This window comes from Oceanobacillus sp. GQ8, from assembly GCF_059758495.1.
The window spans coordinates 220,932-235,946 of the sequence record NZ_JCAXEV010000004.1; the positions used below are offsets into that span (position 1 = coordinate 220,932).

Annotated in this window: 13 protein-coding genes; 2 read left to right on the forward strand and 11 right to left on the reverse strand. The window is 39.5% G+C overall.

All coding sequences use genetic code 11. From position 1 onward, the window contains the following. Positions 1-236 precede the first annotated feature (236 nt). A complete protein-coding gene (pepF, locus tag AC6CHS_RS13590) occupies positions 237-2,051 on the forward strand; it encodes an oligoendopeptidase F (RefSeq protein WP_498236875.1) in 1,815 nt (604 codons plus the stop codon). 602 nt (positions 2,052-2,653) lie between these two features. Here pepF and hemY read toward each other — a convergent pair. The 4 genes from hemY to AC6CHS_RS13610 form a co-directional block, all read right to left on the reverse strand. Beyond that, positions 2,654-4,063 (reverse strand): protoporphyrinogen oxidase, encoded by a 1,410-nt coding sequence (gene hemY, locus AC6CHS_RS13595; protein WP_498236877.1) that lies wholly within the window; start codon positions 4,061-4,063, stop codon positions 2,654-2,656. Next, positions 4,063-4,998, reverse strand: a complete 936-nt coding sequence (hemH, locus tag AC6CHS_RS13600) for a ferrochelatase (protein ID WP_498236878.1) — start codon at positions 4,996-4,998, stop codon at positions 4,063-4,065. The genes hemY and hemH overlap by 1 nt, the downstream gene beginning before the upstream one ends. 89 nt (positions 4,999-5,087) lie before the next feature. After that, on the reverse strand, positions 5,088-6,122 hold the full coding sequence (hemE, locus tag AC6CHS_RS13605; protein ID WP_036576407.1) for a uroporphyrinogen decarboxylase: 1,035 nt from the start codon (positions 6,120-6,122) through the stop codon (positions 5,088-5,090). A gap of 165 nt (positions 6,123-6,287) precedes the next feature. Further along, entirely contained in the window at positions 6,288-8,450 is a 2,163-nt protein-coding gene (locus tag AC6CHS_RS13610; protein WP_498236880.1) for a transglycosylase domain-containing protein, read from the reverse strand. A gap of 294 nt (positions 8,451-8,744) precedes the next feature. On the opposite strand from AC6CHS_RS13610, the gene AC6CHS_RS13615 reads away from it, so the two are divergent. Next, a complete protein-coding gene (locus AC6CHS_RS13615) occupies positions 8,745-9,239 on the forward strand; it encodes an antibiotic biosynthesis monooxygenase family protein (RefSeq protein WP_379554377.1) in 495 nt (164 codons plus the stop codon). A 175-nt stretch (positions 9,240-9,414) separates the two neighbouring features. On the opposite strand, the gene AC6CHS_RS13620 is transcribed toward AC6CHS_RS13615, so the two are convergent. From AC6CHS_RS13620 to AC6CHS_RS13650, 7 genes are all read right to left on the reverse strand, one after another. Further along, positions 9,415-9,894 carry a thioredoxin family protein gene (locus AC6CHS_RS13620; RefSeq protein WP_498236882.1) on the reverse strand — a complete coding sequence of 160 codons (480 nt, stop codon included), beginning with the start codon at positions 9,892-9,894 and terminating at the stop codon, positions 9,415-9,417. Then, positions 9,894-10,328, reverse strand: a complete 435-nt coding sequence (locus tag AC6CHS_RS13625) for a disulfide oxidoreductase (protein ID WP_498236884.1) — start codon at positions 10,326-10,328, stop codon at positions 9,894-9,896. The genes AC6CHS_RS13620 and AC6CHS_RS13625 overlap by 1 nt, the downstream gene beginning before the upstream one ends. A gap of 129 nt (positions 10,329-10,457) precedes the next feature. Next, a complete protein-coding gene (locus tag AC6CHS_RS13630; RefSeq protein WP_498236886.1) occupies positions 10,458-11,090 on the reverse strand; it encodes a response regulator in 633 nt (210 codons plus the stop codon). 23 nt (positions 11,091-11,113) lie between these two features. Next, positions 11,114-12,151: a sensor histidine kinase gene (locus AC6CHS_RS13635; protein ID WP_498236888.1), complete on the reverse strand. Its 1,038-nt coding sequence runs from the start codon at positions 12,149-12,151 to the stop codon at positions 11,114-11,116. A 12-nt stretch (positions 12,152-12,163) separates the two neighbouring features. Continuing rightward, on the reverse strand, positions 12,164-12,925 hold the full coding sequence (liaF, locus tag AC6CHS_RS13640; RefSeq protein ID WP_498236890.1) for a cell wall-active antibiotics response protein LiaF: 762 nt from the start codon (positions 12,923-12,925) through the stop codon (positions 12,164-12,166). Positions 12,926-12,969: 44 nt separating this feature from the next. Beyond that, positions 12,970-14,214, reverse strand: a complete 1,245-nt coding sequence (locus tag AC6CHS_RS13645) for an MFS transporter (protein WP_498236892.1) — start codon at positions 14,212-14,214, stop codon at positions 12,970-12,972. An 89-nt stretch (positions 14,215-14,303) separates the two neighbouring features. Beyond that, positions 14,304-14,954, reverse strand: a complete 651-nt coding sequence (locus tag AC6CHS_RS13650) for a phosphatase PAP2 family protein (RefSeq protein ID WP_498236894.1) — start codon at positions 14,952-14,954, stop codon at positions 14,304-14,306. Between the last annotated feature and the right edge of the window lie 61 nt (positions 14,955-15,015).

Genomic DNA, 15,015 nt, shown 5'->3' on the forward strand with positions numbered 1-15,015 from the left:
TTATAATTACTTAGAGTAACGAAATAAAGTGAAACTTTAATCAGTGGAGGTTTTCATTCTTCTCCCACTGATTGTTAGTTGAACGAATCGGGGAGTTAACGTCCGTTAACTCCCACTAAAAACTTAACGGTTTCACTTCATGTTTTGAAGTGGGAGTCTTACGGACGGTTGCTCCGGGATAAATGAACATCTATCGCATATCATACATCATGATAGCAGAAAGGGGAATATACAAAATGACGACAGGAACAACAAATCGATTAAAACGTTCAGAAGTACCTACAGAACAAACATGGGATTTAACTGACCTATTTACAACACATAAAAACTGGGAAACAGAACTAGATGCTGTACAGCAAGACGTTACAAACGTGACAGCCTATAAAGGGAAATTAGGGGATAACGCCGGAACACTACTTTCTTGTTTAGAAACACTAGAAGCTTATCAACAACGTGTTATTCGTGTTGCTACATACGCTAGTCTTCGCGCAAGTGCGGATGGTTCAGATCCTGATAACCAACGAGATGCGGCAAAGGTTTCTGCTGCCATGGCTTCCATTGGCACTAAACTATCCTTTATCCAATCTGAACTCTTAACATTATCAGATGAGACAATCTCACAATTCTTACAGGACGAGCCTGCCTTAAAAACATATGAAAAAATGTTGCAGGATACCTTAGAAAGAAAGCCTTATACGCTAGCTCCTGAGATCGAAGAAACACTTGCAGCATTAAGTGAAGTCCATGATGCACCATACATGGTCTATGGACGCACCAAATCATCTGATATGCAATTTGACTCTATTACAGATAAGGACGGTAAAGAACACCCAATGTCTGCTGCGTTGTATGAAGATCGGTACGAGTTATCCGCTGATACGGAAACACGCCGAGCTGCATACAAATCTTTTACCAACACACTTAACCAATACAAAAATACGTTTGCAGCAACGTACGCTACTGAGGTAACCAAACAGGTAACCATGTCTAAATTGCGTTCATATGACTCCGTTACAGATATGCTACTCCAATCCCAGCAAGTTACCAAGGAAATGTATCATAATCAGTTGGACGTTATCCAGAATGAGTTGGCTCCGCATATGCAACGCTATGCAAAGCTAATGAAAGATAAACTAGGATTAGAGGAACTGCAATACTGTGACCTCAAAGCTCCACTTGACCCTGAGTTTACTCCCGTTACAACGTATGAAGAGGCGACGTCTACCATCTTAGAAGCGTTGGAAGTCATGGGGCCTGAATATACGGAGATTATGAAGAAAGGAATTCATGATCGTTGGGTTGACCTTGCTGATAATGTTGGAAAAGCGACAGGTGCTTTTTGCTCTAGCCCTTATGGTGTGCACCCCTATATTTTAGTTACATGGACGGATACAATGCGCGGGGCTTTCGTACTTGCCCATGAGCTTGGGCACGCTGGACATTTCTATTTAGCTGGGAAGAATCAATCCCTTCTTAATACTCGCCCTTCCACATATTTCGTAGAAGCACCGTCTACAATTAATGAGCTGCTACTGGCAAATCATTTAATGAACAAAACAGATGATAAACGGATGAAACGCTGGGTCATTACGCAATTACTGGGAACATATTATCATAACTTTGTTACACACCTTCTTGAAGGAGAGTTTCAGCGTAGAGTGTATGATTTGGCAGAAGAAGGAACACCACTTACAGCGAATGTGCTAACAGAGCAGAAAAGAGAGACACTTGAGAAATTCTGGGGAGATACCGTAACATTTGATGCAGGTGCAGGACTTACGTGGATGCGTCAACCACATTATTATATGGGACTATATCCATATACGTATTCTGCGGGCCTTACGGTTTCTACTGCTATGGCAGAAAAAATCCAAACTGAAGGACAGCCTGCTGTAGACAAATGGCTAGATGTCCTCCGCGCTGGTGGCACATTAAAACCACTTGATCTTATTAAACAAGCTGGGGTTGATATGTCTAAACCAGATGCCATTAAAAAAGCTGTTGCTTTTGTCGGATCCCTTGTCGATCAGTTAGAGGAAAGCTATAAATAAATCTACTAAATCTTAAATTGATTTCCAGTCTTAGAATGAAGCAACTGTGACATTAATAACACTTAAAAAGTCGCATACAATGTGGTATGCGACTTTTGTGTGCAATCTAAATATGTAGGAATTTATTATATGCGGAGTTATCTATATTGTAAAGAGTGGATTACCTGAGTAAAATGAGAAGCAGATAAATGAGTTTAAAGAGATGGAAATCAAGTATTTTTTACATTCTTGTTTGTGAAATAAGCAATGATCAAGGGAAATAGGGGGATAAGTACAAGAAATTTGAACCAATTTTCTGCTCCGATAAAGTAAAGTGTTGGCAACAGGAATGCAATGGAACTTATGATTAATAGTTTAGATGATCCTTTCCATAAGCCATAAATTAATAAAATAGAAGCGACACAAACCAACATCCAAAAACTAAATCCAACTATATTAAAGTCCATTCTCTCACCTCTACAGTGTTAATGTTACTCTTAATATTAACAGAAAATAAAAACAATTCAAGTTTGGTTAAAACTGGCCTTTTTTATTTCAATAGAAAAAAGAAGCCCGCTTGGTCTTTGACTGGAGCTTCTTTTCATATCTCAAATGTTAATGTATTAGGCCATTCTCAAAAAATCCAATACGTCTTCTACTGCTTTTTCTCCCTGCTCAATACAATCCGGAATGCCAGCACCATCATACGAACACCCTGCCAAATAAACGCCAGGAATATGCACTTGGGCTTTATTTCGTATCTCGGCAAGCCTCTCTAAATGTCCAACCGTATATTGTGGCCGTCCATCTTTCCATCTTGTAATTACACGGAATTCTGGTTTTGCTTTAATCTTCATTGTTTTCTTTAGATCTTTCAGTACAATGTCTGTTATTTCCTCATCTGATAAGTCCACGATTTCTTCATCACCTGGTTTTCCAACATAACAACGAAGCAGTATCTTCCCATCTGGTGCTGTACTTGGCCACTTCTTATGGGCCCATGTACATGCAGTGATCCGAAAATCACTATTTCGGGTAACTAGGAAGCCTGTCCCATCAATATCTCGCTTAATCGCAGATTGATCGAAGGCTAGCACGACATTTGCTGTCGAGACTGAAGGTACTTCCTGGAAAGGCTTAAAGAAATCATACTGGCTGAACATCTTTGGTACCGTAAAATGAGGTGTTGCCATAATGATAGCATCTGCTTGAAGCACGTCCCCATCACTTAATAGGATATGATAACCATGCTCTTTCTTTTCAATATGGTCAACAGCCGTCTTTAGTTTTACTGTCCCTTCATCTAACGTATCATGTAATGCATGTACCATGGTTTCTAAACCATTTTTAAACGAAAAGAAGGCACCAGATGCCTTAGTCTGATCGCTTTTAACCGGCTTTGGCATGCTTTTTTTCAAGCCCTTCATTACACTTCCATACTTCTGCTCGAGTTCATAAAAGTTTGGGTAGGTTGCTTTAAGGCTCATTTGATTAATATCACCAGAATGAATTCCAGATAACAAGGATTCAATCTGGTTCACTAATAATTCATTCCCAAATCGGCGTCGGAAAAATTCTCCTAGGGATTGATCCCCCTCCTGCTTTCCTTTTGGGATAAATCTCTCCCCTACTGCACGAAACTTCCCCTTACCTGAAAGGAGATGAGAGTTAAGTAATGGGCCAATCTCTTTTGGGACACCCATAAAAGTTCCCTTTGGCATTTTATGTAGCTTGTTTTTTAAAAGAATATAGGATTGACCCGTTGCATTTCGAATCACTTGATCATGTAATCCTAATTCTTCCACAAGCTTAGCTGCTGGTGCCTTTCTCGCTAATAGAGAGTCGGGTCCTTGCTCAATTGTAAATCCATCACGTTTCATTGTTTTAATTTTGCCGCCCAGCCGGTCAGATGCTTCCACTAACTTGATGTTTAGCGAAAGTCCTTGCTCCTTCATGGTCTTCTGCAAATAATAGGCAGCGGATAAACCAGTTATCCCGCCACCTACAATTACAATGGATTTAGTTCGACCCATTACACTTCACTCTTCACTTTTTGCAACACCACACCCGCGAGCGTAGTAATAAATTGCGGGTTATCGTTAGGCATTTCCGGGCGATAATAGTTTGCGCCGAGTTCATCACATACCACTTTACATTCGTAATCATTGTCATACAGAACTTCTAAATGGTCTGCAATAAATCCAACTGGAGCGTAAACAAAGGAGCGATAGCCTTTATTATGGTACAGCTCACGAGTTAGATCCTGTACATCTGGCCCAAGCCAAGGATCAGGGGTATTCCCTTCACTTTGCCATCCTAGTTCTACATTTTTAATTCCTGTTTCTTCCTTAATTAACTCTGCTGTTTCGCGAAGCTGTTCCGGGTACGGATCACCGTTTTGCAAAATTTTCTCTGGAAGACTGTGAGCAGAAACAACTAAAACTGCTTTTTCTCGCTCTTCTGGTGTCATTTCAAAGAAAATAGCGCCAATTCGGTCTGACCACAGTTTGATAAAGCCTGGAGCATTGTACCAACTTTCCACTGATTCAATGGTGATGCCATGCTTTGATGCTTCTTCACTGGCACGGGTATTGTATGACTGCACACTGAATGTGGAGTAATGTGGTGCAAGCACGATAGATACTGCTTCTTTAATTCCATCCTTGGCCATTTCATCTACCGCATCTTCGATAAACGGTGCAATATGTTTTAAGCCAATATATGCTTTAAATTCATACTCATCTTGCGCTTCATTTAAATTGGCTTCTAATGCTTTTGCCTGCTGTTCAGTTATTTTAGCTAGTGGAGAAATACCCCCAATTGCCTTATAACGATCCTTAAGATCTTGGAGCGCATCTTCTGCAGGTTTTCTTCCATGTCGTATATGTGTGTAGTACGGTTCAATATCCTCTTCCTTGTATGGTGTTCCATAAGCCATTACAAGTAAACCTAATTTTTGTTTTCCCATGTTAAGCACCTCTCTATTAAAATTGACAATTCTTTATAAAGTTAACCCTTCCACTAAGGAAAGTTGATACGAATAAGTGATGTATTTATCTATCTTTTGGAATATCTATGAATATATTCTGTTAGTTTTTTTAGGGTTTCCGGTTTGATATCTGGAGTTACCCCATGTCCAAGATTAAATACATGGTTTCCATCTGCTATTCCTTCGTCGATTAATGCTTTTGCTCGATCTTCAATGGTTTCCCATTTAGTCAAAAGTAAGGTAGGATCTAAATTCCCCTGAAGTACTTTTGTTACACCAATCTCACGTGCTTCTGTAATAGATGTACGCCAATCAAGGCCAATTACGTCTACTGGTAAGTCGTTCCATTCCATCAGAAGATGTCTTGCTCCAACACCAAACGTTATGAGTGGCACACCGTGCTGCCTTAATTCGGAAAAAATACGGGTCATTACCGGTTTTATAAATACACGGTAATCGGAAGCATTTAAGGCGCCAACCCAAGAATCAAAAATTTGAATAGCTTTTGCTCCTGCCTCGATTTGCGCCTCTACATACGTTATTACCATATCAGCAAGCTTATCCATTAAAGCAAACCAAGCTGCAGAATCGGTGTACATAAATGCTTTTGTTTTATTATAATTTTTCGATGGCCCACCTTCTATCATATAGCTAGCCAACGTAAATGGCGCCCCGCTGAAGCCAATTAAAGGAACGTCCAGTTGCTCTTCTGTCAATAAACGAATCGTGTCCAACACATACGGGACATCTGCTTTTGGATTAATACTTCCTAATTTTTCTACATCCTGAAAATTTGTAATAGGATTGTGTATTACTGGACCAATCCCACTTTTAATTTCTACGTCCACTCCTAATGCAGGGAGTGGAGACATGATATCTTTATACAAAATTGCCGCATCTACACCATAATTTTCAACAGGTAAGCGTGTCACGTATGCACAAAGCTCTGGCTGGTGCGTTATTTCAAATAAAGAATACTTCTCCTTCAGCGCACGATATTCTGGCTGTGATCTCCCTGCCTGTCGCATATACCAAACTGGTGTATGGCTCGTCTCTTCACCCTTGTAAGCTTTAATTAACGTGTCATTCATTGTTTTGGCCATGTTATCCATCCTTTATCCACCATAAGAATAATTATCTTCCATAATCGAATCATATATTCCGATTGTAAGCAGAATAAAAACCGCTCTCATAATCCATTATTAACTATAGCGATTAATTTCCCGGCTGTATAGCAAAGCCATTTGATTGTCATGAATTTGTCTAAATTACCAGGATAACTCTACTATATTGGACCTCTTTCCCTCGAGCTTTGTAAGAGGGTCATATGCTGTAATATAGTACTGCTTTGATTGAAACAGGGCATTGCTTATCGTATATTCAGATTGGCCTTCTACCTCTGCAACCCGCTCATCGATGCCATCTTCTACTCGATATATTCGATAAACGACACGATTATCATTAGAGCCTTTCCATGTGAGTTTCGCTTGCACGAGTGAGAATCCGCCAAATGTATACGATGCCTTTAGATTTTCTATAACTGGTAACTCAATTGGCTTTTCAAGAGCTACTGCATTTTTCGGCTTTGTAAAGGCCTCCGTTAAGGGTTCTATCTTATCCATCTCTGTCAATATTGCTTTTGTTAACTCTGTAGGATAAGCACTTCCTCCTGTTAAATAGTGGTCCTCATCTGACTGATCATAGCCCATCCATGTTACCATCACATAATCCGGTGTATATCCTGCGAACCATGCATCCTTGGCTTGTCCTTCAACAAATGGATGCTGTGTGGTGCCTGTTTTCCCTGCAAGTTCTTTAGAAAAACTTCCTGCGGTCGCTGTGCCTGTCTCCACCGTCTCTAAAAGCATCTCGGTCATATCCCATGCTACCTGCTCGGTAAACACCTCTGTCTCTTCCGTTTCCGCTTGAAATAGAAGTTCATCATCTGAATTATAAATACGCTCAATTGTATGGGAGTCCACCATTTTGCCACTCCTTGAAAAAGCACTATAGCTATCCATCAGGTCTAATGGCGTAATGCCTTCTGCAAGCCCACCTAATGCGATGGCCAAACCATCATCTTCAATCGAAAGGTTTAGTTTCTGCAAATACTCCTTTGAATAAGAGACACCTAGTTGGTCAAGCAACCATACAGCTGGCGCGTTCTTTGAATATTTAAGTGCATTATAGATGGAAACAGACTCGTCATACTGTCCATCTGCATTTGTGGCAGTATACCCATTGTAATCTAATGCCTGGTCAGGTATGAGCGTATATGGTGTATAGTTATCTTGCATTAGCGCAGGACCATATACAGCTATCGGTTTTATTGTTGAACCAGGCTGTCTCACAACCGAAGCTCGATTTAATTCTCCTAACTGATAGGATCTTCCACCAAGTGCTGACACAATTTTACCTGTGTCCTGTTCCATCATGACGAAAGCCCCCTCAGTTCCTTCTGTATTTCCTGGGAAATAAGCATCATTTTGGAACTGCTGGTAAGCAATACGCTGAGCCTTCGAGTCCATGTTTACGAGTATTCGATAGCCTCCGCGTTTTAGCTCCTTAATCGACAAACCATGTTTTTCCGCGGCTTCCTTCATTACTAAATCCACATAACTGTCTGAAGAAGGTTCTGTTTTTCTCTCATTTAATTGTAACCCTAAATCACGATTTTCAGCCTGCAGTCTCTTTTCAGTAGAAAGCAATCCGGCATTTTCCATTGAGCGCAATACAACATTTCTTCGTTCTAATGCTCTGTCAGGATGATCAATTGGTGAATAGCCATTCGGTGCTTTAGCAAGCCCTGCAAGCATAGCGCCTTCCTCCACAGTCAATTCATTTACCGGCTTTGAAAAGAAGAACTTTGCCGCTGTCTCAACACCGTAGACGCCCTGGCCAAAGTAAATTTCATTTAAATATAGCTCTAATATTTGATCTTTGGTGAAGCGCTGTTCCATATATATGGCTGCCATTACTTCTTTCGTTTTCCTCATCAATGTTTTATCATGATGAAGAAATAAGTTCTTTGCTAGTTGTTGCGTGATAGTACTTGCCCCTTCCACTTTCTCCATGGCTACAATATCTCGGACAAGCGCACGCATTACAGACCGTATATCAACACCTGCATGGTCATAAAAACGTCTATCCTCAATAGCAACGAATGCATTCTTGACATGATCCGGAATCTTGTCTATCGACACTAGTTCACGATTTTCGTTATAAAGTCTCCCGATAATCGTCCCATCTTCCAATTCTATGGTGGATGTGGAGTCAAGGAGAAATGCTTCTTCGTCCACTACTAAACCGCCACCATATAAAATAAGGACAAAACCAATCAAACTCAGGACCAAGATAGCAATAAAACTATAGAGAATTCCTTTGACATACTTGGGAGTACCCCTCTTAATACCAGTACGTTCCTTTTTCATTTGTTCACCTCTACACATATCCCATTATACGACAGATTCCTACATTCTTAAAGTTTAATACTTCATATCACTTAATAATTATTTTAAATAATTCACCCCGGTGCAACCGTCCGTAAGAATCCCACTTCAAAACATGAAGTGAGAGTAAACGGCCGTTAACACCCCGATTCATTCAACTAACAATCAGTGGGAGAAGAATGAACCCCCCCACTGAGTGAAGTTTCACTTTATTTGACTAATTCTTGTATTCATAGGGTAATATAATAATAGTGATGGAAGGAAGGGTGAAAAACCATGAAAGCATTTATGACGAACGGAACCATTGATTTTCTTTTAAAGCTAGATGAAAAGCATAAGGATATTCCGTTTCATTTTATGACTAGCAATAGTAATGGGTTAGCTTATTATGAAGGAAGCAAGAAAAGTGTCTTTAGTGCTGGACGGGAGTACGACATCCTTATTGAAAAAGGTGACATTTCAGATGACGGCTATGTTGTAATGAACAACATTCCCGTGATAGAGGATGGGCAGGCTTCCTTTGAAGCGCGCTTTAAGAAACGAGGAAACGACGTGGACATGATGCCAGGGTTTCAAGCATTTCGCTTTTTAAAACCACGAAAAGGGAACACCTATGTAGTATTCACACAGTGGCAGTCAGAACAGGACTTCGAGAACTGGAAAAACTCCGAGCAGTTTAAGCAATCACACAAAGGTCAAGCAACAAAACCACCTGCTTATTATGCCGATAAACCTTTCATTACCACCTACCATATGTTTGATAAAGAGTAAGAAAGGCTATTGATCGGTTTAAAAACATAAAGACCGGACGAAAACTTGAAAACATTCAGGTAGTTTTCAAGCCTTCATCCGGTCATTTTCTTTTGATATTATAATATAAAAATACCATCCAACGAAATATTCCCCGTAGCGGGGGTCAAGCTTGTATTCTACTTTATTACATATTCTACTTTATTACATATTGGTCAAAAAATTGCTGGAATTCCTCTTCTGGTCTTTGTCCCACAATTCTTGCCTGCTCTTCTCCATTCTCAAAATGGATAAGGGTTGGCGTAGATTCTATGCCGTATGCGTTCCACTGATCCTGAAACTCACGTAGGTTCAATTTCTTCATGTCCACACCATTATCTTCAGCCAATGGTACAAGGTAAGGAGTGGTGTTTTGGCAGTGTACACATTGTGGATCATAAAAGTAGACCGTTACAGCCTCGCCACTTTCTACTTTCTCACTAAGCTCATCAGGCATAATTTGGTTCCCATAATTCGGATCATCAAGCTGGTCAATTGTGCTTTGCTCAAGTTTTTTATCTCCATAAGGATTATCATTGTTTTCCACTGTCTGGTTATTCTTATAGTCTATAACAAAATATAAACCTGCAAATAATAGAACAATTACTCCTACAAAAATGAGTATTTTTTTTTGCATTATTTATTCTCCTTTATTTCTTTGATTAATAGCAAATGTAATACAAAGATAACAATAAACGCGATCCCGGCAAGGAACGGAATGGTAATGAATCCGAAGTAATTAACATAAGCCACATTACATGGAACTAAACCACAGCCATCACCGGCTTCCTGTAGGGCAGGTAGCTTTTGAACCAGATAATGATAAAGAGAAACAAACATACCTATCCCACTTAAAATTAAACCTGGTAGGGCAATAGATACCTGTTTTTTAAATGCAGCTACTCCGTATATGATGACCAACGGATACATAAGGATACGTTGAATCCAGCATAATTCGCATGGGGTATATCCCATCACTTCGGAGAAAAACAAACTACCTGCAAGGGCTATAAAAGCCTGCGCCCATATGAGTAGTAACAGATTTTCCGCTTTCTTCGTTAGATTAGTCATTTTTTAAATCCTCTCATTTAATCGTTACATTGGTATTATACAAATGCGGAGAGAAAAAAACAAAGGGATCGTCTTATTTTCAAATTCTTTTTAAATCTTACTTCTGTCTTTACTCCGTCCACTATTCTTCTATTCTTTCATTAATTGCTGTTTATGTACATACACTGCTGCCTGGGTTCGATCTTGGACTTCCAATTTGGAGAGAATGTTACTAACATGTGTCTTAACCGTCTTTATTCCAATATATAGCTTCTCGCTTATTTCCTGATTCGTCATTCCGTTCCCGATACAAAGCAGCACTTCTCTTTCTCTTTCCGTCAAAGCATCATGCAGCTTTTTCTCTTCCGTACGAAAACTCGACAACATTTTTCCAGCAACTTTCGGTTCAATCACATTTTCTCCCATAGCTGCTTTTTTTATAGCTGCAAGAATATCGGTCGCAGAGGAGGTTTTCAACAGATAACTAAACGCACCTGCCTCAATAGCAGGAAAGACCTGTTCATCATCATAATAGCTTGTTAGAATAATAATTTTAATCGAGGGATCTGATTTTAAAATGCGCTTGGTTGCATCAACACCCGTACCATTCTCCATCATTAAATCCATGAGGACAACATCTGGTTTTTCTTTTAAAATTAGTTCAGCGCCATCATTACCACTTGAAGCCTCACCAATTACATCAATTTCTTCATCAGTTTGTAAATAAGCAATAATTCCTTTACGTACTACTTGATGATCATCCACTACAATTACACGTATCATGTTATTCTTCCCTTCTCCCATTTTTAGCACGGTATGCGAATGGTTATATGAGTCCCTTCGTCTTGATCAGATCGAAGAACAAATGTCCCACCAAGCTCCTCGGAACGTTCCTGCATCGTTTTTAACCCATAGGATGCCTTTTTTTCTACTCTATGATTCACATCAAATCCTTTTCCATTATCGCGGATATGGATAAACAATTCTTTAGCACGCGTGGCAATATCTAGTCTAACTTCTGTAGCGTTCGCATGACGTAAAATATTGGAGAGCGCTTCCTGGATAATCCGAAACACGTGATCCTCTATCGTCTCTGTAAGTGCTAAATCCTCTTCTATTGCCAGTTGAAAGCGTGTATTACTCTTTTGCTTCAGTTCCTCTACTAATTTACTAACACCAGTAGATAATGAATCGCCCGATAGATGAACGGGCCGCAAATGCAACAGAAGTGCCCGCATTTCTGTCTGAGATTGTAGCGCAGATTTCGCGACTTCCTCCATTTGTTTTTTAGCTGTTACAGGATTTTTATCTAGTTGCTTTAATGCCGCTTCTGACATCATTGTTAAAGCAAAAAGCTGTTGACTTACAGCATCATGTAGGTCCCTGGCTAATCGTTGGCGTTCTTCGATTACAGCAGCTTTATGTGCTGTTTTTGCATAATCTGCTTTTTCATCGGCCATTCGCTGCAAGGATTTCACCTGATTTTGCAACTTCTCACCAAGTTCGTTCATTTCATTACCGATTCTCGCCAGTTCATCTCCTTCGTTATAATAAACACGAGATTGATAGTTACCATTAGCAAACTGTGTAATGAGGACAGACAAATAGTCAAGTCGTTCCTTCATATCCCCACTTGATTTAAAACCAGTATATAGAGAAATAATGATGGCTAGTACAAAATATAAAGAAATGAAGAGAAAAATACTATGCGGCGTTAACCATTCTGGTTCGATTAAGACATAGATGGAGAGCAATATTGACAAAATAGTTACCGTTGTAAGAAATACACCGTATAAATGGGAGCGTATATAACTATATCGTATACTCGAAAAACGTTTATTCATGTTTAGCGCCCCTTATACATAGTCGATTCTAATTGAACCGGCCTTTAAACGAATATGAAAATCAATTTTCTGTACGGCGTGTTCGTAATCCTCTGTTTCATAGTCGAGAGATCGATTTATACCATCCACATTTTTTCCAACCACCTCAATATCCCCTGCTTTAACAGAAGCATGTACTTTAAATGGCACATCCTCCGGTATTAAAATAGTCACATCACCTGCCAGCGAGCTAATGGAGACGGGTGTTCTTTTTTCAGGAATGAAAGCCTTTGAAAAGTCAAAGTAGAAGTCACCTGCCATGTTATTCAAGTTCATAGGTTCAAGTTTCCAGTTAGGAGACGTGTACTCATAACTGCCGACAGAGAAGAAAGAAGAATTATGGGATTTCTGGGATTTATCTGTATAGAATTCTTCGTCTTTACTATTATATGTTACAAAGTATTTCTTTCTCCCAATTAAGAGAAAACCGACATAAATAATAAGAAGTGGCCACAATTTAAATATATCTCCCAATGTAAACGAGATATATTCAAATCTATCAAGAAGCAGCAAGGAACCGGCCACAAGGAACAATGATCCAAAGATCCAGCTCCCTCCCCTTCTTTTCCAATAATCCAATAGCCATTTGCAACCAATCACCACAAAGAAGGTAGGATATATATAGAGCCAGGCTGCGTTAAAATCAAATGCAATTAATCCAATGTTAGAGAGAACTAGCATGATGCCTAAAGCAATTAACAATACTGCTAGAAAATAACGTATAAAACTTTTCATATACGATTCCCTCCTTCCTAATTTTTTGTTTAAAAATACTGTTCTTACGACTCTACTACAAATTCCTTCAAGCGTTTATTCCTAATCGTGTTTAGCGCAATTCCTGTTATGACTAACCCGCTTACAATTATAATGACTTGTATTTGGACACCTACTGCAATTAATAAAGACGTCACTGCATAGGAAACAGGGACCAATCCTGATGATACTGTCATCAGCAAGCTCATTATTCTGCCAAGCATGCGCTTCTCTGTTGTCTGCTGAAGCATTGTCATAATAGGTATGTTTACAATCTGCATGGCAAACGCCATGACAAAGACCAACGCTGCTGTCATCCCTAATATTGTAGACGTACCAATAAAAGTGTAAATAATACCAAGTCCGATTAATCCGCGAATTACTGCTATACCTGGTTTTTTAAATGAGACAACCGCCAAAAATACAGCTCCCATTAATGCTCCTATACCCATCGACATTTGAACGGTTGCCAGACTGACAGCACTTCCATGAAAAATGTCCTTCACGATAATCGGTATTCCAATGGTAAACGGCCCTGTAAAGAAAAAATTAAGAAAGAATGATACGGAAACGATAGAAACGATCAGTTGATTCTTTTTTGCGTATACGAGCCCTTCCTTTAAATCAGCCCAAGGTGTTTGGATTGTTCTTTCCTCTGTATCTTCTTTTTTCAAACGGATAAACAATACGATAATAGAAGCAATAAATAACATGCACATGGCTACAGTAAATACGCCTGTAAAACCAAGAACAGCGATTAGAGTTCCACCTAAAGCCGGCCCAGCTATCGGACTGATTTGCGCAGTCATTTGAATTAAAGAATTTCCCCTTTGTAGCTGATTCTTTTCCAAAACCATCGGGGTCAAGGAGTTTATAACAGGGTAGCTGAATGCATCCGATATACCGAATAACGCAGCAAGCGTGATAAGATGCCATGCCGTGACAGAGTCCGTTATTAAAATAAGGATCAGGATGAGAATTAAAACAGCCCGTGATAAATCTGATATAAACAAAATGAGTCGCTTGTTAACTCGATCAGCAACTACCCCCCCAAAAGATAGCAACAACAACCTAGGGATAGAAGCTGCTAGAAAGAGCATTCCGAAATAAAAACGGTTTTCACTAAGCGAGAGCATTAACCATTCCGCCCCAATTAAATAGACATAATAACCAGGTGAAGATAGAAATGCGCTTAAAAACAATAAAATAAAGTTACGATTTTTCATTAATGGTACGTGTAAGGCTTCCTGCGTACGGACTGATACATCCATTAAAACTACCTCCCTCAATTCATCTCTTACTTATCATACAAAAACAATTGAGTGAGGGGGACAGTCTGCGGATTGCTTTTAACTCCGTCTTAAGACTGAATCTTTTTTTGTCTATGTCTAAGTTTTTCGTAAAGGAAAATCATAACGAGCACCCAGAGATACCCAAGTATGAAACCTGCCATGACATCTGTTAGATAATGTACATTGATGACATACCTACTTATCCCTATTAAGAGGATTAAAAAGGCAAGTCCGCCTTGAATTAACTTTTTCGCTTTTGGCTTCTTTACAAGCTGGACGATAAAATAAGCGAGTAAGCCATAACAAACCATCGATATCATCGCATGTCCGGATGGAAAACTGTATCCTTCAGCATTTGCCGCAACAAGAATGCTGGGTCTTTCACGTTGCACTACATGTTTAATCCACACATTAATTACGTGAGCGCCCCAAGTGCCACCAGCGAATACCAAAACAGGTAAAATCGTTCGGTACTTCCAATAAAGAATAACTGCCATTATGACAACAAGAGGGATTACGAAATGAGATGATCCTAATTCCGTTATCCAACGGAAAACAGTATAGAATTGGGAATCTACTGCAAGACCTTCTACAGGATCTCTTGTCCACTGGTCCATATATGGCAATGTTCCATTTAAAATTTTCGTTATCCACAAACCTATCATCACTACTACTGCAACAAGTAATACAAGTAATAGATAATTCTTCTTCGATCGCATTCATTTATCCCTCCTCTCTTTATGATACCTTAAATGTAGTTTCAAAAACACTGAGGAGGGA

Bases quoted from the DNA above. Each gene is read 5' to 3' on its own strand.
- hemE (WP_036576407.1), bottom strand. From the start codon at position 6,122: ATGGCCAAAACAATGAATGACACGTTAATTAAAGCTTACAAGGGTGAA.
- pepF (WP_498236875.1), top strand. From the start codon at position 237: ATGACGACAGGAACAACAAATCGATTAAAACGTTCAGAAGTACCTACA.
- AC6CHS_RS13630 (WP_498236886.1), bottom strand. From the start codon at position 11,090: ATGATACGTGTAATTGTAGTGGATGATCATCAAGTAGTACGTAAAGGA.
- liaF (WP_498236890.1), bottom strand. From the start codon at position 12,925: ATGAAAAGTTTTATACGTTATTTTCTAGCAGTATTGTTAATTGCTTTA.
- AC6CHS_RS13645 (WP_498236892.1), bottom strand. From the start codon at position 14,214: ATGGATGTATCAGTCCGTACGCAGGAAGCCTTACACGTACCATTAATG.
- AC6CHS_RS13625 (WP_498236884.1), bottom strand. From the start codon at position 10,328: ATGACTAATCTAACGAAGAAAGCGGAAAATCTGTTACTACTCATATGG.
- AC6CHS_RS13610 (WP_498236880.1), bottom strand. From the start codon at position 8,450: ATGAAAAAGGAACGTACTGGTATTAAGAGGGGTACTCCCAAGTATGTC.
- AC6CHS_RS13615 (WP_379554377.1), top strand. From the start codon at position 8,745: ATGAAAGCATTTATGACGAACGGAACCATTGATTTTCTTTTAAAGCTA.
- hemY (WP_498236877.1), bottom strand. From the start codon at position 4,063: ATGGGTCGAACTAAATCCATTGTAATTGTAGGTGGCGGGATAACTGGT.
- hemH (WP_498236878.1), bottom strand. From the start codon at position 4,998: ATGGGAAAACAAAAATTAGGTTTACTTGTAATGGCTTATGGAACACCA.
- AC6CHS_RS13650 (WP_498236894.1), bottom strand. From the start codon at position 14,954: ATGCGATCGAAGAAGAATTATCTATTACTTGTATTACTTGTTGCAGTA.
- AC6CHS_RS13635 (WP_498236888.1), bottom strand. From the start codon at position 12,151: ATGAATAAACGTTTTTCGAGTATACGATATAGTTATATACGCTCCCAT.
- AC6CHS_RS13620 (WP_498236882.1), bottom strand. From the start codon at position 9,894: ATGCAAAAAAAAATACTCATTTTTGTAGGAGTAATTGTTCTATTATTT.